Annotated in this window: 21 protein-coding genes; 8 read left to right on the top strand and 13 right to left on the bottom strand. The window is 71.1% G+C overall.

Translation table 11 applies throughout. From position 1 onward, the window contains the following. Nucleotides 1-22: 22 nt before the first annotated feature. Nucleotides 23-1291: an MDR family MFS transporter gene (locus ABT245_RS18550; RefSeq protein ID WP_351734796.1), complete on the top strand. Its 1269-nt coding sequence runs from the start codon at nt 23-25 to the stop codon at nt 1289-1291. A gap of 24 nt (nt 1292-1315) precedes the next feature. On the opposite strand, the gene ABT245_RS18545 is transcribed toward ABT245_RS18550, so the two are convergent. Further along, complete coding sequence (locus ABT245_RS18545) at nt 1316-1750, bottom strand: DUF2000 family protein (RefSeq protein ID WP_351734794.1); 435 nt, start codon at nt 1748-1750, stop codon at nt 1316-1318. 49 nt (nt 1751-1799) lie between these two features. Here ABT245_RS18545 and ABT245_RS18540 point away from each other — a divergent pair, with 49 nt between their 5' ends. Then, on the top strand, nt 1800-2597 hold the full coding sequence (locus ABT245_RS18540; protein ID WP_351734792.1) for a helix-turn-helix transcriptional regulator: 798 nt from the start codon (nt 1800-1802) through the stop codon (nt 2595-2597). Nucleotides 2598-2622: 25 nt separating this feature from the next. Here the strand turns inward: ABT245_RS18540 and ABT245_RS18535 are convergent, their stop codons facing one another. Together ABT245_RS18535 and mshA are read right to left on the bottom strand one after the other, a co-directional pair. After that, nucleotides 2623-3132 carry a type III secretion system chaperone family protein gene (locus tag ABT245_RS18535; protein WP_351734790.1) on the bottom strand — a complete coding sequence of 170 codons (510 nt, stop codon included), beginning with the start codon at nt 3130-3132 and terminating at the stop codon, nt 2623-2625. After that, nucleotides 3125-4462 (bottom strand): D-inositol-3-phosphate glycosyltransferase, encoded by a 1338-nt coding sequence (gene mshA / locus ABT245_RS18530; protein WP_351734898.1) that lies wholly within the window; start codon nt 4460-4462, stop codon nt 3125-3127. Before mshA ends, ABT245_RS18535 begins: the two co-directional genes overlap by 8 nt. 261 nt (nt 4463-4723) lie before the next feature. Here mshA and ABT245_RS18525 point away from each other — a divergent pair, with 261 nt between their 5' ends. Then, entirely contained in the window at nt 4724-5509 is a 786-nt protein-coding gene (locus tag ABT245_RS18525; RefSeq protein WP_351734896.1) for a class I SAM-dependent methyltransferase, read from the top strand. A gap of 757 nt (nt 5510-6266) precedes the next feature. Here the strand turns inward: ABT245_RS18525 and ABT245_RS18520 are convergent. The 3 genes from ABT245_RS18520 to ABT245_RS18510 form a co-directional block, all read right to left on the bottom strand. Continuing rightward, on the bottom strand, nt 6267-6434 hold the full coding sequence (locus tag ABT245_RS18520) for an HNH endonuclease (RefSeq protein WP_351734788.1): 168 nt from the start codon (nt 6432-6434) through the stop codon (nt 6267-6269). Further along, entirely contained in the window at nt 6434-7693 is a 1260-nt protein-coding gene (gene ltrA / locus ABT245_RS18515) for a group II intron reverse transcriptase/maturase (protein ID WP_351734786.1), read from the bottom strand. The genes ABT245_RS18520 and ltrA overlap by 1 nt, the downstream gene beginning before the upstream one ends. 97 nt (nt 7694-7790) lie before the next feature. Next, complete coding sequence (locus tag ABT245_RS18510; RefSeq protein ID WP_351734784.1) at nt 7791-7985, bottom strand: hypothetical protein; 195 nt, start codon at nt 7983-7985, stop codon at nt 7791-7793. Nucleotides 7986-8869: 884 nt separating this feature from the next. Between ABT245_RS18510 and ABT245_RS18505 the strand changes: the two genes are divergently transcribed. Together ABT245_RS18505 and ABT245_RS18500 are read left to right on the top strand one after the other, a co-directional pair. Then, nucleotides 8870-9955, top strand: coding sequence for a C40 family peptidase (locus tag ABT245_RS18505; protein ID WP_351734782.1), 1086 nt, complete (start codon nt 8870-8872; stop codon nt 9953-9955). 457 nt (nt 9956-10412) lie between these two features. Beyond that, nucleotides 10413-11726: a PP2C family protein-serine/threonine phosphatase gene (locus tag ABT245_RS18500; RefSeq protein WP_351734780.1), complete on the top strand. Its 1314-nt coding sequence runs from the start codon at nt 10413-10415 to the stop codon at nt 11724-11726. A gap of 251 nt (nt 11727-11977) precedes the next feature. Here ABT245_RS18500 and ABT245_RS18495 read toward each other — a convergent pair whose 3' ends face one another. The 4 genes from ABT245_RS18495 to ABT245_RS18480 all read right to left on the bottom strand — a co-directional run bounded on the left by ABT245_RS18495 (nt 11978) and on the right by ABT245_RS18480 (nt 14709). Beyond that, complete coding sequence (locus ABT245_RS18495) at nt 11978-12325, bottom strand: DUF2516 family protein (RefSeq protein WP_351734894.1); 348 nt, start codon at nt 12323-12325, stop codon at nt 11978-11980. A 101-nt stretch (nt 12326-12426) separates the two neighbouring features. Then, nucleotides 12427-13221 (bottom strand): hypothetical protein, encoded by a 795-nt coding sequence (locus ABT245_RS18490; RefSeq protein WP_351734778.1) that lies wholly within the window; start codon nt 13219-13221, stop codon nt 12427-12429. Nucleotides 13222-13298: 77 nt separating this feature from the next. Beyond that, nucleotides 13299-13808: a helix-turn-helix domain-containing protein gene (locus ABT245_RS18485; RefSeq protein WP_351734776.1), complete on the bottom strand. Its 510-nt coding sequence runs from the start codon at nt 13806-13808 to the stop codon at nt 13299-13301. Between the two features lie 589 nt (nt 13809-14397). After that, a complete protein-coding gene (locus ABT245_RS18480) occupies nt 14398-14709 on the bottom strand; it encodes a hypothetical protein (RefSeq protein ID WP_351734774.1) in 312 nt (103 codons plus the stop codon). A 283-nt stretch (nt 14710-14992) separates the two neighbouring features. On the opposite strand from ABT245_RS18480, the gene ABT245_RS18475 reads away from it, so the two are divergent. Next, the gene (locus ABT245_RS18475) at nt 14993-16192 is read left to right on the top strand and encodes an NAD(P)/FAD-dependent oxidoreductase (RefSeq protein WP_351734772.1); all 1200 of its coding nucleotides are present in this window, start codon (nt 14993-14995) and stop codon (nt 16190-16192) included. 144 nt (nt 16193-16336) lie between these two features. Beyond that, complete coding sequence (locus ABT245_RS18470; protein WP_351734770.1) at nt 16337-17233, top strand: RNA polymerase sigma-70 factor; 897 nt, start codon at nt 16337-16339, stop codon at nt 17231-17233. A gap of 16 nt (nt 17234-17249) precedes the next feature. Here ABT245_RS18470 and ABT245_RS18465 read toward each other — a convergent pair whose 3' ends face one another. Beyond that, entirely contained in the window at nt 17250-17750 is a 501-nt protein-coding gene (locus tag ABT245_RS18465) for an HAD domain-containing protein (RefSeq protein WP_351734893.1), read from the bottom strand. Between the two features lie 259 nt (nt 17751-18009). On the opposite strand from ABT245_RS18465, the gene ABT245_RS18460 reads away from it, so the two are divergent. Further along, nucleotides 18010-18852, top strand: a complete 843-nt coding sequence (locus ABT245_RS18460) for a nitroreductase/quinone reductase family protein (protein WP_351734768.1) — start codon at nt 18010-18012, stop codon at nt 18850-18852. Between the two features lie 352 nt (nt 18853-19204). Here the strand turns inward: ABT245_RS18460 and ABT245_RS18455 are convergent, their stop codons facing one another. Next, nucleotides 19205-21379, bottom strand: coding sequence for a phosphotransferase (locus ABT245_RS18455; protein ID WP_502982146.1), 2175 nt, complete (start codon nt 21377-21379; stop codon nt 19205-19207). Between the two features lie 233 nt (nt 21380-21612). Beyond that, nucleotides 21613-22488, bottom strand: coding sequence for a GntR family transcriptional regulator (locus tag ABT245_RS18450; protein WP_351734766.1), 876 nt, complete (start codon nt 22486-22488; stop codon nt 21613-21615). Nucleotides 22489-22504: the final 16 nt, after the last annotated feature.

Below are 22504 nucleotides of genomic sequence, written 5' to 3'. Positions count from 1 at the left end.
GCTTACATCCGGGGGTCCGTCCATGTCCGTCGCCGCACTCAGACGCGCCGCCCGGCAGACCGTGTCCGGGCTGCCCCGCGAGTTCTGGTGGCTGTGGACCAGCACCCTCGTCAACCGGCTCGGCGGCTTCGTCGCCACGTTCATGGCGCTCTATCTGACCGTGAACGAGGGGTACAGCGCGTCGTACGCGGGTCTCGTCGCCTCGCTGCACGGGCTGGGCGGGGTGGTCTCCTCCCTCGGCGGCGGGGTGATGGCCGACCGGCTGGGGCGGCGCCCCACGCTGCTCATCGCGCAGTCGGCCACCGCCGCCTCGGTGGCGCTGCTCGGGTTCATGCGCGACCCCGTCGCCATCGCCGCCGTCGCGTTCCTCGTCGGCATGGCCTCCAACGCCTCGCGGCCCGCCGTGCAGGCGATGATGGCGGACATCGTCCGGCCCGAGGACCGGGTCCGGGCGTTCTCCTTGAACTACTGGGCCATCAACCTGGGCTTCGCCGTCTCCTCCATGGGCGCGGGCTTCATCGCCGAGGTCAGTTATCTGGCCGGCTTCCTGATCGAGGCGGCGATGACGGCCGTCTGCGCGATCGTCGTGTTCGTCAAGCTGCCCGAGTCGCGGCCGGTCCGGGTCGGCGAGCAGGGCAGCCAGGGTCCCAAGGACGAGGTGAGTCTCGGGACCGTGCTGCGCGACGGGCGGTTCATGGCCGTCGTCGGGCTGTCCTTCCTGGTGGCGGTGGTCTTCCAGCAGGGCTCGGTCGGACTGCCGGTGGCGATGGGCTCGGCCGGGTTCTCGCCCGCCGACTACGGCATGGCGATCGCCGTCAACGGCGTGCTGATCGTCGCCCTGCAGATCCCTGTGACCCGCTTCATCGAGCACCGGGACCCGCGGCGGCTGCTCGTGATCTCCTCGTTGATCGCCGGATACGGCTTCGGGCTGACCGCGTTCGCCGGGTCGGTCGGTGTGTTCGCGCTCACCGTGTGCGTGTGGACGCTGGCCGAGATCGTGAACGCGCCCACTCAGACGGGTCTGGTGGTGCGCCTGTCGCCGGTGCACGGACGCGGTCGCTACCAGGGCATGTACACCCTGTCCTGGTCCGTCGCGGCGCTGGTCGCGCCCCTGATGTCCGGCCTGGTCATCGACCGCTTCGGCGCGGAGTGGCTGTGGGGGATGTGCGCCCTCGTCGGTACGGCGGCGGCACTCGGGTACGGGCTGCTGATGCGGCGGCTGCCCGCCGAGCGGACCGTGCCGCCCTCCGCCGCGCCCAACGGCAGCGAACCCGAGGTCCGCGCGGCCTGACCCGGAAACCCGGGCCGACGTGCGTCATGGGTGCATGCGTGCCCCCTTCAGCACCTTGTCGACCGCGTTGCGCGGCCCGTACACCGCGAGTCCCACGAGGTCCAGTTCCGCCGTGGGCACCGCCCGGACGGCCGCGCGGTTGTCCCGGTCGTTGCCCGTGGTGAAGAGGTCCGAGGTGAACAGGGCCCGGGGCAGCGCGCGGGTCAGGGCCCGGCCGTGGGCGGTGGTCAGCGTCTCCTTGGTGCCCTCGAAGACCAGGACCGGCTGGCGGAACATGGGCAGGTAGGGCACGCCGTCCGCGTCCTCGTAGGGCTCCCCGATCACCTCGGGCGCCTGCGCGCCGAGGCCGCTGACCAGGAACGCGGTGACGTTCAGGCGCTGCCAGGGCTCCAGGTCGGCGCGGAGCAGTACGGCGATCTTGGTGTCGAAACGGACGGGTTCCGGGCTCTGCGTGCTCATGCAGTGAGACTGCCCGGCGGCCCGGGATGCCGTCTTGTACGTTCTTTGCATGGCCGTGCGTCCGGAAGTCTCCGCCTGGCGCCCGCGGGTCCCGGGTGTCGTGGAGGTCTTCCACGCGCGTTTCACCGAGTACGCGTATCCGATGGACGTCCACCAGGCGTGGACGCTGCTGATCGTCGACGACGGCGCCGTCCGCTACGACCTGGACCGGCATGAGCACGGCACCCCGCACGACACGGTCTCGCTGCTGCCGCCGCATGTCCCGCACAACGGCTCCCCCGCCACCCCGCACGGCTTCCGCAAGCGCGTCCTGTATCTCGACGCCTCGCGGCTCGGCGACGATCTGATCGGCCCCGCGGTCGACGGCCCCGACCTGCGCGATCCGCTGCTGCGGCGGCGCGTCGCCCAGGTGCACGGCGCGCTCGCGCGGCCGGGCGACGAACTGGAGGCGCAGAGCCGGCTGACGCTCGTCGAGGAGCGGCTGCGGGCCCATCTGCGGCCCCGGGTCGGGGCGGCGCCGGTCCGGCGGGACCCCACGCTGGCCCGTTCCCTGCGGGAGTTGCTCGACGAGCGGATCGCGCACGGCATCGGTCTTGAGGAGGCGGCGCGGCTGCTGTACGCCCATCCGGCGCATCTGGTGCGGGCGTTCAGCTCCGCCTATGGGATCGCGCCGCACCAGTACCTGATGTCACGCCGGGTCGAGCGCGCCCGCCGGCTGCTGCTCGACGGGCGGGCGGCGGGCGAGGTGGCCCCGGTGACCGGCTTCTACGACCAGGCCCATCTGACCCGGCACTTCAAGCGGCTGGTGGGCGTCACCCCGGGGCGCTATCGGCTCAGCGCGCGCTGAGCGTCGTACGGAGCGCTTCGGGCGGTCAGTCGGCCGGGCGTCGAGTCAGATGAGTGAACGCGTCCAGGTTCCGGGTCGATTCGCCCCGGGACACCCGCCAGGCGTACTCCTTGCGGATCGCGGAGGCGAAGCCGAGTTCCAGGAGGGTGTTGAAGCTGCCGTCCGCGGCCTCCAGGACCTGCCCGAGCAGGCGGTCGGTCTCCTCGGCGGTGACGCAGGACAGCGGCAGCCGGGCGGTGACGTAGATGTCGCCGAGCGGGTCGACGGCGTAACTCACGCCGTACAGCCTGAGGTTGCGCTCCAGGAGCCAGCGGTGGACGGCCGCCTCGTTCTCGTCGGGGTGGCGGATCACGAACGCGTTGAGGGAGAGGGAGTGGCGGCCGACGATGAGCGAGACCGTCGTCGACAGCTTGCGGGTGCCGGGGAGCTTGACCACGTAGGTGCCGGACTCGGGGCTCTCCCACTCCAGTTCGGCGTCCTTCAGCGCGCCCTCGATGACCTGCGCCGCGCGCTGCTGCTGTGAAGCCTCACCCATGGGGCGAGCGTACGCGACGGCGGTGCGCCTGGGTCGCGGCCGTGTAGACGTCGGCGGTGGCGGCGGCCGCGGTGTCCCAGCCGAAGGACTGCGCGTGCCGGGCCGCGGCGGCGCCCATACGGGCGGCCAGCGCCGGGTTCTCGGCGAAGCGGCGCAGCACGCGCGCGTAGTCGGCCGGGTCGTGACCGCGCACCAGGAAGCCGGTCTCACCGTCGCGCACCGCCACCGGAAGCCCGCCGACCGAGGCCGCGAGCACCGGCGTACCGGCCGCCTGCGCCTCTATCGCGACCAGCCCGAAGGACTCGCTGTACGACGGTACGACCAGCACCGAGGCGGCCCGGAACCAGTCGGCGAGCCGCTCCTGGCCGACGGGCGGACGGAACCGCACGACATCAGCGATGCCGAGCCGGGCGGCGAGTTTCTGCAGGCCCTCGGGCTTGGCGAGGCCGCTGCCGCTGGGCCCGCCGACCACCGGCACGACGATCCGCGATCGCAGCCGGGGGCACTCGTCGAGGAGGACGGCCACGGCGCGCAGCAGCACGTCGGGGGCCTTCAGGGGCTGTATGCGGCCCGCGAACAGCGGCACCAGGGCATCCTGCGGCAGGCCGAGGCGGGCGCGGGCGGCGGCGCGGCCGTCGGCCGGCAGGAAGCGCTCCAGGTTCACGCCCGGGTGGACCACGGCGACCCTCGCCGGGTCGGCGGCGTAGTGCCGCGCGAGTTCGCCCGCCTCCTCGGCCGTGTTGGCGATCAGCCGGTCGGCGGCGGTGACGATCTGCGTCTCACCGATGACCCGGGCGGCGGGCTCGGGGGTGTCGCCCTCGGCCAGATTGGCGTTCTTGACCTTGGCCATGGTGTGCATGGCGTGCACCAGGGGCACGCCCCAGCGCTGGGCGGCGAGCCAGCCGACGTGGCCGGAGAGCCAGTAGTGGGAGTGGACCAGGTCGTAGTGGCCGGGCCGGTGGCCCGCCCACGCCTGCATCACGCCATGGGTGAAGGCGCACAGCTGGGCCGGGAGGTCCTCCTTCGCCAGGCCCTCGTAGGGGCCGGCGTCGACGTGCCGGACGAGCACGCCGGGGGCGAGCTGGACCGTCGGCGGAAGGCCGCCCGCGGTGGCCCGGGTGAAGATCTCCACCTCGATGTTGAGCGCGGCGAGGCGCTGCGCCAGCTCCACGATGTAGACGTTCATGCCGCCGGCGTCGCCGGTGCCCGGCTGGTGGAGCGGTGAGGTGTGCACGGAGAGCATGGCCACGCGGCGGGGTCTGCGGTGCAGTCGCAGCCGCGGGGGCGTGGCCGGTGAGCGACGCCCGAGCCTGCTGACGTACTGGCTCACGGGGCGTTCCTCCTCGTAGCGGGCATGCCGTACGGAGGACGTGGTACGCCCTCCAAGGTGGTCCAACAGCGGAGGGGGCAACTCCATTTCCCGATCGTTTTCCCGATCGCATGCTTTACTCAACTATTACCCTTGATCGCTCAACCGTTCGATACCGGAATGCGTGGGGCATCCGCGGGCGCGCTTACTCTCGTACGCATGACAGCCCGCGCCGCCGCCCTGCCCCGCTCTCGAGTTCGCCCGAACGGGGGCACCCCCATCGTGGGAACGGTGACACGCGGGACCACCAACCCGAACCGTCTGCGCCGCATGGACCGCTGGATCGCCGCCACGCACGGCGCCGAACTGCGGCGCGCCGCCGACCCGGTGGCCGTCGACCTCGGCTACGGGGCCGCGCCCTGGACCGCCGTCGAACTGCTCGGCCGGCTGCGCGCCGTCGCGCCCCGCACGCGGGTGGTCGGCGTCGAGATCGAACCGGCCCGGGTCGCGGCGGCCGAGCCGTACGAGCGCGCCGGACTGCACTTCCGGCACGGCGGCTTCGAGGTCCCCGTGCCCCGGCGCCCGCACCTCATCCGGGCCGCCAACGTGCTGCGCCAGTACGACGAGGGGGAGGTGGCCGACGTCTGGCGGCGGCTGTGCGCGCGGCTCGCCCCGGCCGACGGCCGCTCCCGCGGCGGGCTGCTCGTCGAGGGCACCTGCGACGAGATCGGACGGCGGCACGTGTGGGTGGCGCTCGGCCCGGAAGGCCCGCGGACGGTCACCTTCGCGACCCGGCTCGGCTCCCTGGAGCGCCCGTCCGACCTCGCCGAACGCCTCCCGAAGGCGCTCATCCACCGCAATGTGCCCGGCGAGCCGGTGCACGCCTTCCTGCGTGACTTCGACCGTGCCTGGGCCGCCGCCGCGCCGTACGCCGCCTACGGTGCGCGGCAGCGCTGGATCCGAGCGATACGGGACCTGACGACCGACTGGCCGGTGACTGACCCACCATGCCGCTGGCGACAGGGCGAAGTGACCCTCCAGTGGACGGCGTTGGCCCCCCGGGGGTAGGGGACGGCGACCCTACGGGGCGCGGGGCGCGGACACCCCGGGGTTACGGCGTTGGCACTCCGGCCGCAGAGGGCAGCGACCCTACGGTGCCAAGGGGGCGCGGACACCCCGGGGTTACGGCGTTGGCACCCCGGAGCAGAGGGCAGCGACCCTACGAAGCCAAGGGGGGCGTACACCCCCGGGGTTGGGGCCGCGTCGGGTATCAGCGCGCTGGGTCACATCGACGCCCTGGAACGGGGGCGCGGGGCCGAGGGGCAGGGCGCGTTGGCACTTCGGGGTTAGAAGCGAGCCACGCATCGACACCTCCGGGCCAGGAGGCGTGCCAAGCCTGGACGCCCTCCGCGGGAGGGAGCTTGGAAGCGGGACGCGTATCGACACCTCCAAGGGCAGCAAGTGTGCCGGGCCTGGACGCCCCTCCGGGGCAGGGGGCTTGGGCGGCGCCCCGGGGGTGGGTCATGTCCCACGTCCTGGTGTACGGGGGCAAACGGGACGCGTTCCGCTATGCGGCTCCAGGTGATCTTCGTCGAGTCCCGGTCCCACGCACCCTGCTGAGGCGGATCGAGCGTCCGGTGGAGCGCAGCCACCGCCGCCAGCCTGCGGGTTCCGGCTACTTGCCGAGTAGCCGAGGGGAATCTCACCCCTCGGCCCTCACAGAGTGAAGTAGGCCGCCGACGAGGTGTCCGCGGCTCGGGTCCTTTTCCGACGGCCCCTTCCCGAACGGTACGGGTCAGTTTCCCGGCATACCGCTCTCCAGTGATCATTTCCGAGGGACTGCGGTGGGCCGCCCAGCATGGATGTCTTCATGGCAGCGTCGACAGATGACCAGGGTCTTCCGCTTCCGTTTGGCCATGAGATGGACCCATGCCGGTTTCTCGCGTCGGCCAGGCTGGTTGAGATCGGCGAGTTTGCTTGTCGTTCTGGCCATCAGACCGTTACGGCGCATGCGGTGAGGCGCCAGTGCGCGAACATGCGGGGGTATCGCTGGGCGATCTCCTGCATCTTCGCGATGGCCTTCCGCTTGGCCGCGAGCCGTTTGTACTTCTGGCGGATCCAGCGCACCAGGTAGGCATTGATGCGCATCGCGAAGGGGATCAACGCCCACGGCCTGAAGCGGCTGTAGTAGTTGAGCCAGCCCGCCACCACAGGGTTGATCCTGCGGGCGAGCTCCTGGAAGGACAGGTCCGAGCGGGTATGCAGGTGCCAGGACCGCAGCTTGCGCCCCATCTTCTTCAGGGCATCCTTGCTGACCGCCGGCTCGAACCCCAGGAACAGGTTCCCGTGTCGACTCCGGCTCTTCCGGGCGCGGAACGTGTACCCAAGGAAGGTGAAGGCCGTGTGCTCGTACCAGCCTTGGCGGTTGCCGTCCTTGCAGTAGATGATCCGGGTCTTGTCCGGGTGCAGCTGCAACCCGACTTCGGCCATCCTGTCCCTGAGCTCGGTCAGGACCTGGCGGGCCTGGCGCTCGGTGCCGCAGTGCAGTACCGCGTCGTCCGCGTAGCGTTCGAACCAGACGGATGGGAACTCCCGGTCCATCCAGGTGTCGAACGCGTAGTGCAGGAACAGGTTCGCCAGGACGGGCGATACGGGGGCTCCTTGCGGAATCCCGCATTCCCATTCCAGCAGGGTGCCGTCGGGCATGGCGGACGGGGCAGCGAGCCACCTCCGCACGTACAACTTCACCCAAACGGCATCGGCGTGCGCTTCCACCGCCTTGACCAGAAGGTCCCAGGGCACGCTGTCGAAGAACTTGGCGATGTCGAACTCCACCACCCAGTTCCGCTTCCAGCAGCGCTCCCGGCATTTTCCTACCGCGTCAAGGGCGGACCGTCCGGGCCGGTATCCGTAGCTGTCCGGATGGAAAATTGGCTCCACCCTGCGCATCAGATGCCGGGCCACCACAGTCTGGGCCACCCGATCAGCGACAGCAGGAATGCCGAGCATTCTCGTGCCCCCGTCGTGTGGCTTGGGAATGGCCACCGCGCGCACCGGATGCGGGAAGTACGAGCCCGACGACATCCTGTTCCAGACCTTGTACAAGTTATTCTTCAGGTCCTTCTCGAAGTCGGCGATGCTCTGTCCGTCCACTCCGGGTGCGCCCTTGTTATCCCTGACTTCCTCCCATGCCTCCTTGACTTCCCATTTCGAAATCTCAAACGGCTTGACTGATGACTTCAACTGGCCCATCGGACTCCTCCCGGACATCGTCCGGTTGATACGATCAACTCAGTCACGAACGACCCGGCCCCTTCGCTCCACCCCCGTTACAGGGGCTTCCTCACTACTACGAGCCGGTCCGCCAGCAGGCCCCGCACCGGTACTCGACCCCTTGCAGTGTCTGCTGCTTGGGGAACTCCCTCACGCCCTCCGCCACGCGGCGGGCGTTGTCGGGACCTGCCTTCTCCTGTTCCATGCGGAAGCCGCAGACCGGGCTCACGTCGCCTACATGCCGGACACCGCTCAGCCAATAAACGGGCACCCGCTGAGCTCATCCCGGAGTTCCGATCACACCCCGGTTTCGATGTCTTCTGTGTGTATTGCGACACGTCAGCAGCGATTCACTTGCATTCGTCTCCCCGGTCCCCACCTGACGCCTCTCACGACACCTTTTCCTCATCGCTCACCACGACAGTCGTCAACTAACGCAGCATGAGGTGGTTTGACGCCTCCCCCCGCAGGGCGACGCCGAAGGGCCATAAATCCTTCATCTCCCGCACAGCATCATTTCCAGAAGTGGCCCTACAACCAACTCCCTTTCATGTTCAGGACACAAGACCGGCTACACCACTCGGCGGGACGCCATCCAGGGATTAGGCGGGCGGGTGTCGCTGCCCTTGGGGCAGGGGGCGTGAGGGCGCCCCAGAGGTGAAGGCGGGCGGGTGTCGCTGTCTTGGGGGCAGGGGGCGTGAGGGCGGCGGGGTTGAAGGCGGGGCGGGTGTCGGTGCCTTGGGGTTTGCAGGTGTGGCGGGGGTTTCTTCGAGTTGGTTGCTGGGGCTGTCGTTCTCCCGTTGCGATCGGCGCCGCGAGAGCCGTCTTCGCCTCGTACGGGAGGGCCTGCGCGATGGCGGCGGCCGGTATGAACAGCCGATAGTCCTCGTCCGCCGCCTGCCGAAGGGTCGTCAACGCAGTACCAAGGTGCCCCTGTTCCGCGTGCCGTGCCCCGGTGCAACCGCAGGTGCGCGGCACTATGCGTGGTGAGGAACGATCGACGTGAGTCGTTCGTCACAAAGGCGGGAGATCGTCGTGATCGAGTGGGAAAGAGGGCAGGACTCGCCAAGTACCCCTCTGTCTCTTTACGCCGCGGCATGGCACGATCCCCCATGCGCACAAGTTACTGACGGTAAATCAGTTTGGGGGCATGGTATGGAAACAGGCAAGCGCGGCCTGACCACGACGGCAGTGGCCGTGGTCTGCGCGATCACCGTGCTGTCGGCGCCGGGCACGGCGTTCGCGGCCCCCTCGCCGACGCCGTCCCCCACCGCCTCGCCGTCGAACGCCCCGAGCCTTGCGCCCAACAAGGACCTGGACGCCGTCCGCAAGAAGCTCGACAGGCTCTACCACGACGCGGCGGTGGCCACCGACGCCTACAACGCGGCCGAGGAGAAGGCGAAGGAGCAGTCCACCGAGATCGTCGAGCTGGCCCGGAAGATCGTCCAAGGCCAGCGCAGACTGGACGACTTGAAGGACCGCGCGGGCGCCGCGGCGCGCGCCCAGTACCGCACCGGGGGGCTGCCGCCGGAGGCCCGGCTGATGCTGAGCGACGACCCGCAGCAGTTCCTGAACGGCGCGGGACGGGTGCTCCAGGGCCAACGGGCCACCAAGGGCCTGATCGGTGAAATGACCCGCACCCAGCATGACTTGGAGCAGTACGCGAAGGACGCCTCCGCCCAGTGGGACAAGCTGGAGGCGGGCCGCAAGGCGAAGGCGGCCGCCAAGAAGAAGATCAAGCAGCAGATCTCCGCCGCCGAGAAACTGGAATCCCAGCTGGAGAAGCGGGAGAAGAAGCGGCTGGCCGAGCTGGAGCGGCAGGCCGCGTACCAGGCGCAGACCGCCTGGCTCGACACCGGGATACTCAAGGAGATCACCGGCAAGGGGTCCGCGCAGGGCAAGAAGGCCGTCGCGTTCGCCTCGGCCCAGCTCGGCAAGCCCTACGAGTGGGGCGCGGAGGGTCCGGACACGTTCGACTGCTCGGGCCTGACGTCACAGGCGTGGGCGGCGGCCGGCCGTCCCGTCCCGCGCACCTCGCAGGAGCAGTGGAAACAGCTCCGGCACGTCGACGTCGCGGACATGCGCCCCGGCGACCTCATCATCTACTTCGACGACGCCAGCCATGTCGGGATGTACGTGGGCGACGGCGCGATGGTCCACGCCCCCCGCCCCGGACGGACGGTGACGATCGCGGGGGCAGGCTCGATGCCGATCCTGGGCGTGGTACGACCGGACGCATGAGCGGGCCACGGGTGCACGGGGCACCGGGCGCGCAAGCGCGGAGCAAGGGCGCCGGGCGGGTAGCGCGGAGCAAGGGAGGTCGGGCCCGTAAGCGCGGCGCGAGAGACGTCGGGCGTGTAAGCGGGACATGGGAGGCACCGGGTGCTTGAGCCCGGGTGCGAAGGGCGCGGGCGCGTAAGCGGGGCGCGGGGCGTCGAGGGGAGCGTGATGTCGGCCACGTGACCCAGCGCACGCCCCCGCTCCGGCAAACCCCGCCGGGACGTGAGCTTCGTCATTCCGCCGTACGGCCACCGTGTCCAACTGCGGTACGGAACGCGGCATATGACAGTGGCCTGAGATGGAACGCCGCGGCTCACACCATTCCGTTGCGGTGGTCAGTACCGCTATGGTCCCCGTCGGGTGGGTCGAGGTCCCTCGCCCCGCCGTGCCCTCGGGGGGAGGGAAGGAACCCAACACCATGCCCGTACCCGTACCGCGGCAGAGAGCCATCCCGGCCGTGGAGAGTGGTCAGGCGCAGGCCGGGTCGGCCGTCGGCGGCCCCCTCGAGGAAGAGGCCATCCGCGGGGAACCCGGCGCCCCGGCCTTGGCCGGTGCCGCCCTGACCCTGCTGCTGATCGAGGACGATCCGGCCGGTTCGCCGATCGTGCCCGAACTGCTGGACTCGGCCGGCAAGCCGATCCGCGTCCGCACCGCCCGCAACCTCACCGAGGCCGGACGGCTGCTCACCGACGACGTCCACTGCATCCTGCTGGACCTCGCGCTCCCGGCACCCGGCCGGTCCGGCGACGATGACGACGAACTGGCCGTGCTCAAGCACGTCCTGGAACTCGCGCCCCGGCACGCCGTCCTCGCACTGACCGCGTCCAACGACGCCGAGCGCGGCGCCGAAGCGGTACGCGTGGGCGCCCAGGACTACCTCTTCCGGGACGAACTGGACGGGCGGCTGCTGAGCCGGGCCATCCGCTACGCGGTGGAGCGCAAACGTTCCGAATCGGCCGAGCGGCGGCTCGCCGAGGGCCGCCTGCGCGCCCAGGAGAACCGCCGTCTGGAGCGCGGCCTGCTGCCGACGCCCCTGCTGGAGGGCTCGTCGCTGCGCTTCGCCGCCCGTTACCGGCCCGGCCGCTCGCGCGCGCTGCTCGGCGGTGACTTCTACGACACCGTGCGCACGCCCGACGGCACGGTGCACGCCATGATCGGCGACGTCAGCGGGCACGGCCCCGACGAGGCCGCGCTCGGCGTTGAGCTGCGCATAGCGTGGCGGGCGCTGACGCTGGCCGGACTGTGCGGCGACGAACTGCTCGGCACGCTCCAGGAGGTGCTGGAGCACGAGCGCTCGGACGAGGAGATCTTCGCAACGCTGTGCACGGTGGACATCTCCCCCGACGGCCGCTGGGCGGGCCTGTGCCTGGCCGGCCACCCCTCGCCGCTGCTGGCCCGCCCGGGCTGCCCGGCCCGGCTGCTGCCGTACGACAACAACGGCCCCGCACTCGGTCTGCTCCCCGGCGCCCGCTGGCCGCGCATGCAGGTGGAGCTGGGTGCGGAGTGGAGCCTGATGCTCTACACCGACGGTCTGATAGAGGGCCGGATCGGAGAGGGCGGGGAACGCCTCGGGCAGGACGGGATGGTGCGCATGATCCGCCGCCAGTTCGCCGAGGGCCTGCGCGGCGAGAACCTGCTGCGGGCCGCGGTCCACGAGGTCCGCGACCTCAACGGAGGAGAACTGACGGACGACGTGGCGGTACTCCTGCTGGACCGAACCCCCCAGCCGTAACGACGCCCCCGGGCGGGGCCTGCCCCACGCGAGGCCGCGCCGACGCCGGGGGCGGTGGGTGCGCCGGTGCGGGTGCGCCGGTGCGGGGGTGTCCGGGACCGCGGTGGGCATGGCGCCGGCGGATCGGCCGGGAGACTCGGCAGTCGTAGGCGCAGGCGGCCGGGGTGCTCAGCGGGCGGCCCGGAGGCCGGGCGGCCGTAGGGCTCAGCGGCCCGGAGGCTGGGTGGCCGGGGTGCGTCGGGACGCGATGGTCAGCGGCCGCCGTTGTACGGGCCGTACGGGCCGTCGCTGCTGCTTCCGCCGCGGCGGCGGCCCCAGCCGCTGCCGCCCGACACCTGCTTGAGCGCGGGCCGCACATCCACGATGTAGACGATGCTCGCGATCACACCGATGACCGGCAGGAACGACAGGATCGAGAACAGATAGCTCACCACCAGCGCGATGGCGAGGATGATCAGCCAGAACACCTTGTTCTGCTTGTCGGCCGCGCGGAAGGCGTCCTCACGGCGGAACGCCGCGTCGAACAGCCCGAACGCGGCCAAAGCCATCAGGACGATCTTCAACAGCCCCAGGAACCCCGCGAAGCCCAACATCAGCATGTCGCCCACCGCCCCTTCCTTCCCGACTCCTACGCGGCAACCGTACCCGTACAACGGGCCGGACACCCCAAGGGTGCCCGGCCCGTACGCGAGAACGCCCCTTACTTGGCCGGCGGCGTGCTCTTCTTGACCGGGGGCTTCGGGGCCGGGGAGGTCTTCTGCGCCGGGGACGGCCTGTGGACCGGAGAGGTGGCCCGCTGGGCCGGGGACGCCTTCTGGGCCGGAGACGTCTTCGAGGCCGGAGCCCTCTCCGCAGTCGCCCTCTCGCCCGGCGCCTTCTCGGCCGGGGCCTTCTTCGCCACCGGCTTCTTCGCCGACGCGGGCCCGGTCCCGGCCTCGGCGGGCTTCGGCTCGGCCTTGACGGCCACCCGCTCCGTCTTCGGCTCGACGGCGACGGCCAGGTCCTCGATCTCCTCGGCGGCCTCGCCGCGCCAGGTCCGCACCGCCTGCTCGCCGTGCTCGGCGACCTTCTCGTAGGTCTCGCGGGCCTTGACGGCGTACTCGGCGGCGACGCCGACGCCGCGCAGGGCCAGGTCCTGGGCGGACTCGCCGAGCTTCTTCAGATCGGCGTCGATCGTGCTGCCGAGCTTCTTCAGGTCGCCGTCGAGGGTGCCGAAGAACTCGTTGACCTTGGTCTGAAGGTTCTCCTGCGCCTCCCTGGCCCTGCTCTGGAGGGTCGCCTGCGCCTCCTTGGCCCGCAGGGCGGCCCGCTCCTGCACGGCCTTCGGGTCGGTGTTGCGCACGGCCTCGATACGGGCCGGGGCCTCCGTGCGCAGCTGCTCCACCAGGCCGGGGACCTTCTTGGCCTGCTGGAGGGCCAGGTCCGCGGTGCCGGCGGCGAAGTACAGCGGGGTCGGGTCGCTGAGGGTCTTGCGCAGATCGTCGGTGATGGCCATGGTGATGGTCCTCCCGGATTCACATTCGGCTGAGGTTTGTGTGGTCCGCGGCGGGGCGGCCGGTGCCCTGGTCCGGCTCAACCGGCCGTCCGCTGCGGGTCGGCGTCACTGCCGTCGTCCGTGCGGGTGTCCTGCACGGCGGTGTCGTCGTGCAGGTCTTCGCGACCGTCGCTCCCGTCGGCGCCCGCCCGCGCGTCCGCCGCGCCGCGGCCGGCGTCCGCGCCGCCGCCTTCGCCCCGGAATCCGTTCTCCTTGCGGAAGGACTCGTAGATCTGCAGCAGCACCTGCTTCTGCCGTTCGTCGAGGGTGGGGTCGGCGAGGATGACGGCGCGCGTCTCCACCTCGTCGCGGTCCCGCTCGGCGTCGAGGATTCCGGCGCGGACGTACAGCGTCTCCGCGGAGATCCGCAGGGCCTTGGCGACCTGCTGCAGCACCTCCGCGCTCGGCTTGCGCAGCCCGCGCTCGATCTGGCTCAGGTACGGATTGGACACGCCGGCGGCGTCGGCGAGCTGCCGGAGCGAGAGCCGCGCGTTACGGCGCTGCTCGCGCAGGTAGTCCCCGAGGTTGCCGACATTGAGCGATGCCATACGTCCACCTTGCCCCACCCCCGCTAACAATTGCAAGCACCCGCTTGCAAAAGTGCGTGTGAGGGAGCAGCAGGCGGACGATGTCTGCTGTCCCGTCTCTGTGATGTCCGGGCATTTGGTGGGGTGTCTCGGTCTTCTCCGGGTACGCCGTCGCCGCCCTCTGCACGGTCGTCGTGTCTGGTCGGCGGAGGCCCGGATGGATGCGAGCGTGGTGTCGGCGGAGGACGTCGAGCTTGAGTACGTCAGCGTGTCTGGGGTCCGTGAGCGGGGTTCGCTGGGGCGGCTGAGGTCGGTACCGTTCGAGTCGGTGGGGCCCGAGCGCCGGTTCCCGGCCTTTCGGGGGCAGGGCAACTGGTGCGGCTGGTACTGGTCGGCGGCCTGCGGCGAGGGCCCGTCCCGGTCACCTCGCCGCCCTTCGTCCCGACCATGCTGCGTCCGCTGCCGCATCCGGTCACTCCGTTCGCGAACGAGACCCTCGACTCCTACCGCCACCGCCTCGCCGCCGCGAACCAGACCGAGTTCCGCACCATGCGCAACCCCTCACGCCGGCTCCAATGCCCCCTCAACGAACTCGAACGGCTGGAAATACTCAGCGGCCGGCCCCGCACCACCCTGCTCTGGCCCCCTCCCGGAGCTGCGGCACCACGCACCCGACATCGTCGCGCCGCCCGAAGTCTTCATCTTCAACACGCGCGCCGCCTGTGATCTGTGCAGCGAGCGCTCCGGCAACAACGGCCAGCCCATCCAGGTCTACCTCCGCGGGCTTCACGACAACGTCTGCATCCGTCACCGGCGCCGGCTCAGCTGCGGTCGCGTGAACGTCTTCGAGCAGATCGACCTCTCCCACGCTCCCGAAGTCGTCCGCGCCCAGCGCCTCCTTGGCCGGCTGGAACGTCGACACGGGACGTTCGCTCTGGGAACCGCCTACCGCCACTGCGAGCGGTTCTGGAGAGAGACCGACCGACGGGCACTTGTGCGCGGCGACCGGGATTCCGAGCGAGACCGGACAATATCTGCCGCTGCTCCGCGATGTCGTCGTACGTGAGGGTCACGCGTCGGACGATGTCACTGGTTGAGCCAGGGTTTCATGAAGTACGGCTTCGGAGTGATGTGCGTCACACGGTGTCAGGGTGAGTCGCCGGGCGGTGTCTTGGGGGCGAGGTTCGAGAGACGGAGGAGACGTCATGGTGGGGAACACCGAGGTGATCGTGGTCGGCGGCGGATACGCCGGTGTCATGGCGGCCAATCGTCTGACGCAACGGGACGACGTGACGGTGACACTGATCAACCCGCGCCCGGCCTTCGTCGAGCGGGTCCGGCTGCACCAGCTGGTGGGCGGGACCCACGAGGCGGTGGTCGACTACCGGAAGGTCCTGGCCGGCGGCGTGCGGCTGGTGGTCGACGCGGTGACCCGGATCGACGCGGCCGAGCGCAGCGTGACATCGGCGGCCGGCGACACGTTCGGCTACGACTACCTGATCTACGCGGTGGGCAGCGGCAGCGCCGAGCCGCGCGTGCCCGGAGCGGCCGAGTTCGCCTATCCGGTCGCCGGCCTGGAGGAGGCGCGGCGGCTGCGGACGGCGCTCGACGCGACGCCCGCGACGGCCGCGGTGACGGTGGTCGGAGCCGGTCCGAGCGGCATCGAGACCGCCGCCGAACTGGCGGAGGAGGGCCGCGCGGTGACCCTGGTCTGCGGCGGGCCGCTCGGCCCCTATCTGCACCCCCGGGGCCGACGCTCGGTCGCCGGGCGGCTGGCCGGGCTCGGGATGACCGTGCTCGACGGCCCCGGCACGAAGGTGACCGCGGTGACGCGGGATGCCGTACGGCTCGACGGCGGCCGTACGGTGCCGAGCGCGGTGACCGTCTGGACCGCCGGGTTCGGCGTGCCGGACCTGGCCGCGCACAGCGGGCTGAGCACCGATGCCGAAGGCCGCCTGCTCACGGACGAGACCCTGACGAGCGTGGACGACACGCGCATCGTCGCGGCCGGTGACTCGGCGGCACCGTCGGACCTGCCGTTCCGGATGGGCTGCCAGTCGGCGGTTCAGCTGGGCCCGCAGGCCGCCGAGACGGTGCTCAGCCGGATCGCGGGCCGGCGTCCCGCACCCGTCAGCGTGGGGTTCGCCGGCCAGTGCATCAGCCTGGGGCGCCACACCGGCGTCTTCCAGTTCGCCCGCAGGGACGACACCGCGATCGGGTTCCACCTCGGCGGACGCCCGGGGGGAAAACTCAAGGAGATCGTGTGCCGGAGCATCGTCCGGCAGCTGGCGTACGAGGCGCGCAAGCCCGGTGTGCGCACATGGTGGGCCAAGGACGACAAGCGTGCACAACGGCTGCGGGCCGAGCGCTCCCAGGCCCCGGCCGCCCCTGAACGAGGCGCCTAGGCCAGGCACCGGCGTCCTGGCCTCGATCGCGGACCGGACGAACGGCTGCCGAGGACAGCACCCACGAGAAAGGACCTTGCAGTGGACGCACCGCTTGACGGCCCTCGGCATCCGGGGCGGGCCGGGCAGGAGGAAGGCCCGGACGTGAGTGACCGGGCCGCCGATCCGGCGACCGCGGCCTTCCTCGCCCACTGCAATCTGCTCTTCACCGTCGCGTACGAGATGCTCGGATCAGCGGCCGACGCGGAGGACGTCCTACAGGAGACCTGGCTGCGCTGGGTCGAGGCCGACCTGGAGCAGGTGCGCGACCGGCGCGCCTACCTGGTCCGGATCACCACCCGGCAGTCGCTCAACCGGCTGCGCACCCTGAAGCGCCGCAAGGAGGCGTACGTCGGCTCCTGGCTGCCCGAGCCGCTGCTCACCGCGCCGGACGTGGCCGAGGACGTCGAACTGGCCGAGAACCTGTCGATGGCGCTGATGCTCGTCCTCGAAACGCTGTCGCCGACCGAGCGCGCCGTCTTCGTGCTGCGTGAGGCCTTCGGCGTCGGCTACGACGAGATCGCCGCCGCCGTCGACAAGAGCACCGCGGCCGTCCACCAGATCGCCCACCGCGCCCGTCGGCACGTCGACGCCCGCCGGCCTCGCCGGGCGGTCTCCCCGAGCGCCACCCGGGCGGCCCTGGACGCCTTCCGGCGCGCGCTCGAAACCGGCGATCTCCAGGGCTTCCTCGACGTGTTGGCCCCTGACGTGGTGATGGTCAGCGACGGCGGAGGCATCAAGAGGGCCGCGCTGCGGCCGACCGTCGGCGCCGACAAGGTGGCCCGTTTCATCGTGGGCGGCGCCGGCAAGGCCGGCGTCACGATCACCGGCGACCTCACCGTGGTCAACGGCAACCCGGCACTCCTCCTGCGCGTGGACGGCGAGTTCGACGGCGTCCTCGCGGTCCGTGTCGAGGACGCCCTCATCACCGGCCTCTACTACGTCCGCAACCCCGAGAAACTGACCCGCGTAGCCTCCGAAACCACCCTCACCCTCCACTGACCACGAAGCACCGTCCTCAGGCCGTCGTGGTGTGCAGCCAGTCCCTCAGCGCGGCGAAGTCCCCGTCCGTGATGCCGTACCGGTGCTGGACGCGGTACAGCAGCGCGGGTGCGGGGTACCGGGCCGCGACCCACGCCCGGTCGGCCTCGGTGTTCTCGTCGTCGATCCATACGAAGGGCCGGCCGGCCGCCCAGTCGAGCAGGGGCCGGGTCTTCCAGTGCAGCAGGGCGGGCGGCTCGTCCTCGTCGGGCCAGGCGACGACCGGCAGCGGGGGCAGTCCGAGCCACGGCGCCACACACGTGTTCGCGTCGTCCATCCAGGTGGTGGCCCACACCAACTCGCAGCCGAGGGCGGCCAGACGGGGGCCGAGCAGGGGATCGATGCGGGCCGGCAGCGGATGCTCGGCGGGAGTCGGTGAGGCGAGCCCCGGCAGTGCGGCGTCCGGCTCGTACTCGGGATAGGGGCCGGCCGCCCCGAAGGGGAGCAGCGTCCCGTCGATGTCGAGGAAGAGAAGCATCATCCTCAGGATCGGGCATGGGGCACGGCCCGGTGCGGGGTGGGGTGGAAAGTGGGTGGTGGGGGTGGGTGGGAGGCGGTAGCGTTCGTGGCATGACTGCCGGGTCGGCCTTGGGCCATGAGCGAGTCGGGTGCCCGGCCTCTGAGTGAGGCCGCAGGTTCCCCCGGCCGATGGGGCCCGGGGGAGGGCGAGGGGCCCGCCCGTTTTCTTCTCTGCACCACGAAAACCCACCGCGGAGAAGGAAGAGAGAGAACACAGCGTGCCCCATGACTTCAACCAACGCATCATCGAAGAGTTCCGCGCCCACCACGGCCGCCTGAGCGGCCCTTTCGAAGGCGCCCGTCTGCTCCTGCTCACCACGACGGGCGCCCGCACCGGCACCCGGCACACCACCCCGGTCGGCTATCTCCCGGACGGCGGCGACCGGGTCCTGGTGATCGCGTCGGCGGCCGGCTCCCCCAGGCACCCGGACTGGTACCACAACCTCCTCACGCACCCCCGGGTGACCGTCGAGAGCGGAGTGTTCACCTACGAGGCGGAGGCGGTCGTCCTGCACGACGGGGAACGGGACGCGGCCTTCGCGCGGGCGGTGGAGGCCGAGCCGGGCTGGGCGGAGTACCAGGACAAGACGGACCGGGTGATTCCGGTGGTCGCCCTGCGAGAGATCGCCAAGGCCGGCCCGCCCGATGTGAACGCCGCCTCGCCCGGCGAGGCGATCCGGCTGATCCACGACGTCTTCCGGCGCGAACTCGCCCTGATCCGGGCGGAGCTGGACCAGGGGAACGGATCCACGCTGGGCGCGCAGCTGCGGGTGAACTGCCTGACCCTGTGCCAGGGCCTGCACAACCACCATCAAGGCGAGGACATCGCCCTGTTCCCGCAACTCGCCGACCGGCACCCCGGATTCGCCTCGGCGCGCGAGCGGCTGGTCCGTGAGCACGAGCGGATCGCCGAGCTGGCCGAGGAGTTGCGCCGGGCGGTCTCGACGCATGACCCCGCCGCCGCGCGGGCGGAGGTGATGCGCCTGACCCGGGAGCTGGAGGCCCATCTGGCCTACGAGGAGGAGCAGTTGCTCCCGCTCCTGGAAACGCCCGTGGCCTGACCGCGGTCCGGCTCCGGGCCGGTGGCCGGTGGTGCCGGTAGCCGGTCGCCGGTGGTGCCGGTGGCCGGTCGCCGGTGGTGCCGGTGGCCGGTGGTGCCGGTGGCCGGTGGTGCCGGTGGCCGTCAACGGACGGCCACCGGCAAGGACACCGCACCACCACCCGCCCACACCACCACTCCCCCGCCGCACCACCACCCGACCGCACCGCCACTCCCCCGCCGCACCACCACCCGACCGCACCGCCACTCCCCCGCCGCACCACCACCCGACCGCACCACCACACCCCGCCACACCGCTCCCCCGCCCGCACCGCCACACCCCGCCACACCGCTCCCCCGGCCGCGAGGCCCCGTCACGCCAGGGCGCGGGCGAGGTACGGGTTGGCGGTGGGGCGGGTCGGCAGGCCGAGGGAGCCGGTCGCCGCGGCCAGTGTCATGGCGTACGAGTCCACGGCCCGGCGCACATTGGGCGCGTCCAGGCTCGCGCCGGTCACCAGCCGGTCGAGGTCGACATACGCCGACCGCACGATCTCGATCCACCGGTACACCCGCCAGTCCCGCCGCCAGTCGACAGTGTGCCGCTCGGGCAGCCGCTCCTCCCAGCGGCGGAACATGCGGTCGCGGATCTCCGGCCGGGTCGGGGTGAGATGCATGTGCCGGACCAGGTCGTAGAGCGGGTCGCCGACGACGGCCATCTCCCAGTCGATGAGGGTGAGCGCCAGCGTGTCCTCGCGGCGGACCAGGTTCCAGGGGTTCAGGTCGCCGTGCAGCAGGGCGGGCTCCCGGTGGCTCACGGTGTGCCGGGCCAGGATCTGCCGCAGCCGGGGCGCGTCGGGCAGCCCGAGCAGCCGGGCGAGCTGCTGGGACTCCTTCGGCAACTCGCCCACCAGCAGGACGAGTTGTTCGCACAGCCAGTGGTAGAACCCGCCCTCGCCCGCGGCCGGGTCGAGTGCCTTGTAGTTCACCTGGGTCAGGGCGCCGAGCTGGTCCACGAGCCGGTCCGCCTCGTGCGGCAGCAGTCCGTGCACCGGGTGGTTGGGGGGCTGGTCGGTGCGGCGCGGTCCTTCGTAGGTGTGGATAGCGAACCGTTCCCCCTGGTAGCCGGTGCCCAGGGCGAGGAACTTCGGTGCGGACACCCCGACCCGGGACAGTTCGATGGCCCGCAGGACGGCGTGCTCGCTCAAGAAGCCGCGCTCGCGCCGGCAGACGTTGGCCACCTTGCGCCGTACCACCACGGGGAAGCCGATGCCCGGCACCCGCACCACCGAATTGAGGTGGCCGGTGCCTTTGAAGACGCGGCTGGCCGGCGCGGCGCCCTCCGCGAACAGGGCCGGACGCACGGCCGAACGGGGGAAGTCGGGGTGCTCGGGCGCCCGCAGGTCGGGGTTCCAGTCGCTGACCTTCGCGGACAGGCCGAGGCCGCCGTTGCGGGCGGCCCGCCAGCGGAACAGGATCCGCTCGATCTCCCGCTCGTCCGGCACATTGCGGAGCCTGAGCGGTTCGGCCGCCGCCTCCAGGGCGCGGCGTACCGCGGCGGTGGCGTCGTCCAGGCTCTTCTGGTCGGGTGCGGCCTGGAGCCGGTTGGCGGCCCGCATCACGTCCGGGTAGACGGACTGCGCCCGCTCGAAGGCGATGTAGTGGCGCAGGTCCTTGCCCAGGCCGCCCACGGCCGCGGGGCGGATCAGCCGCATGGCGTCCGCCCAGGCGTCGATCACTTCGCCCCACTGGTGGGACGGGTACTGCATGCGCACGAGGTGTGTGGCGAGATCGTGCAGCGGATCGCCGTAGGTCGCCAGTTCCCAGTCGACGCAGATGAGGGGCGGGAGCCCGCTGTACGACATGATCAGGTTGTCGCGGTGCAGATCGGCGTGGAGCAGGCTGTACGGCCGCCGGGCCATGGCGGGGACCCGCTCGGCCAGCCGGATCAGGGCGTCCTCGGGAATGCCCAGCGCGGTGAGCAGCCCACCGAATGCCCGCCAATTGGGCTGCCTGATCTGTCGGTCCGCCAGATGCGCCAGGGTCTGCAGGAAGCCTTGGCTGTCCTTGTCGTTGCGCGGCCAGACCGCCGGCAGCGGCGGCAGCGCCTCCCGCCGTACCTGGGCCATCTGGGCGAGCAGGCCGGCCAGCGCCTTGATGAGCAGCGTGTCGACCGGCTTGCCGTTGTCGCACACGCTGGACAGGGGGATGCCCTCGACGTAGCTGTGGAGGGCGTAGCCGTCGCCCTTGGCGAGGCATTCCGGTACGTGCGGCAGGATGCCCCGGAGTGCGTCCAGGATCTCCGCCTCGTCCTGCCAGGTCCTGATCACCACGGGCAGCGCGTCGGCCCGGCGGATCCGTACGGTCACGGAGGTGCCGGCCTCGCGGCCCAGCAGCCGGGCCACGTCGTCGGCCAGCGGCAGGACGTAGTTCTGGTTGTGGTGTCCGCTGCTCGCCTGTCCCAAGTCGGCGGCCCGCTCCACGAAGACGCCGATGGCGTCGGATCCGGCGCGTTCCCCGTAGTGCCGATGGGGAAGAGGGGGTGCGCCCACTGGCCGCTCCGGGTGACTCGCAGGAGGGACGAAAGGTATGCCACACAGTAATGGCGGGTGCTGACGGGCACGACCGGAGTCAGATGTGAGTACGCACAACGGGTGGTTGGGGTGCCACTCTTCTCGTTCAGGTCGTTGCGGACGGACCGGTTCGCCGTCGCTTGGGCGACGGAGCCGTCGTCCGGCGGTGCGCGAATGGTAGCGCACCCGCCTGCCCTTCCCCGGCAGCGGCACTATTCGGCGAGCTTGTTCCAGACCGAGTCGAACCACGACTGCATGCTGGCCACGAACACCGAACCCGGCGAGTTCGGGTCGGTGTCCGTGACGTGGTGGGTCAGGGTGGCGCCGAGCCCGAGGACGTCGAGGGCGGTGATCACCTCGCCGGTGTCCAGCTCCATCTGACGTTCGATCACGTCGTACATGCCGTGCAGTGCCTCGGTGCCGTTGAGCAGATAGAGCTTGAAGGCCGGAACCAGCGGTACGTGGCGGATCTGCACATCGACCGAGCCCACCAGTTCCTCGGTGGACAGGTCCTTCACCAGGCCGCGCAGCGAGTCCGTGTGGCGGCGGCTGATGGCGGTCAGGCGCACCCTGGGGCGCTCGTCGGCCGGGTCGTCCTTGACCCGTGGATACGGCAGCCGCAGCCCTTCGGAGGGCAGCAGCATGCGCAGGGCGATGCGCTCCGGGTGGATGAAGCCGCCGCGGATGCGCTCCACCTGGAGGCGGATATGGGCGTCCAGCGACTCGGACGTCAGGGTGTAGACGTCCAGGGTGACTTCGGGCTGCTCGAACGCCTCGCTGATGAGGGGGCCGAGGGTCACGCCCCGGCTGGAGCGGGTGGCCCTGGGCGTCGGTGAGTGTATGCGCTGGGTCTTGGCCACCCGCCAGCCGCTGCCCTGACGGGATGCGATCCAGTTCTCGCTGGCCAGTTCCCGCAGCGCCCGCTGGACCGTGTCCCGGGAGACGTCGAACTCCTCGGCGAGGTCGCGTTCGGAGGGCAGGAAGGAGCGCAGCGGATAGGTGCCGTCGGTGATCCGGGTCCGCAGTTCGTCGGAGACCCGCTGGAACTTCCGGCCTCCGCCGCCGTCACCGGTGTGTTGCGCATCCACGACTCGACCGTACCGC

Origin of the sequence: Streptomyces sp. NPDC001508 (assembly GCF_040298665.1) — a bacterium.
In the GTDB taxonomy this organism is placed as follows: domain Bacteria; phylum Actinomycetota; class Actinomycetes; order Streptomycetales; family Streptomycetaceae; genus Streptomyces.
The sequence above is the reverse complement of the archived record's forward strand: the minus strand, read 5'-3'. Positions and strand labels throughout refer to the sequence as shown.

Coding starts and splice junctions, on each gene's coding strand:
- ABT245_RS18475 (WP_351734772.1), top strand. CDS start 14,993: ATGGTGGGGAACACCGAGGTGATCGTGGTCGGCGGCGGATACGCCGGT.
- ABT245_RS18500 (WP_351734780.1), top strand. CDS start 10,413: ATGCCCGTACCCGTACCGCGGCAGAGAGCCATCCCGGCCGTGGAGAGT.
- ABT245_RS18540 (WP_351734792.1), top strand. CDS start 1,800: ATGGCCGTGCGTCCGGAAGTCTCCGCCTGGCGCCCGCGGGTCCCGGGT.
- ABT245_RS18485 (WP_351734776.1), bottom strand. CDS start 13,808: ATGGCATCGCTCAATGTCGGCAACCTCGGGGACTACCTGCGCGAGCAG.
- ltrA (WP_351734786.1), bottom strand. CDS start 7,693: ATGGGCCAGTTGAAGTCATCAGTCAAGCCGTTTGAGATTTCGAAATGG.
- ABT245_RS18495 (WP_351734894.1), bottom strand. CDS start 12,325: ATGCTGATGTTGGGCTTCGCGGGGTTCCTGGGGCTGTTGAAGATCGTC.
- ABT245_RS18505 (WP_351734782.1), top strand. CDS start 8,870: ATGGAAACAGGCAAGCGCGGCCTGACCACGACGGCAGTGGCCGTGGTC.
- ABT245_RS18520 (WP_351734788.1), bottom strand. CDS start 6,434: ATGGCCAGAACGACAAGCAAACTCGCCGATCTCAACCAGCCTGGCCGA.
- ABT245_RS18490 (WP_351734778.1), bottom strand. CDS start 13,221: ATGGCCATCACCGACGATCTGCGCAAGACCCTCAGCGACCCGACCCCG.
- ABT245_RS18535 (WP_351734790.1), bottom strand. CDS start 3,132: ATGGGTGAGGCTTCACAGCAGCAGCGCGCGGCGCAGGTCATCGAGGGC.
- ABT245_RS18550 (WP_351734796.1), top strand. CDS start 23: ATGTCCGTCGCCGCACTCAGACGCGCCGCCCGGCAGACCGTGTCCGGG.
- ABT245_RS18465 (WP_351734893.1), bottom strand. CDS start 17,750: ATGCTTCTCTTCCTCGACATCGACGGGACGCTGCTCCCCTTCGGGGCG.
- ABT245_RS18545 (WP_351734794.1), bottom strand. CDS start 1,750: ATGAGCACGCAGAGCCCGGAACCCGTCCGTTTCGACACCAAGATCGCC.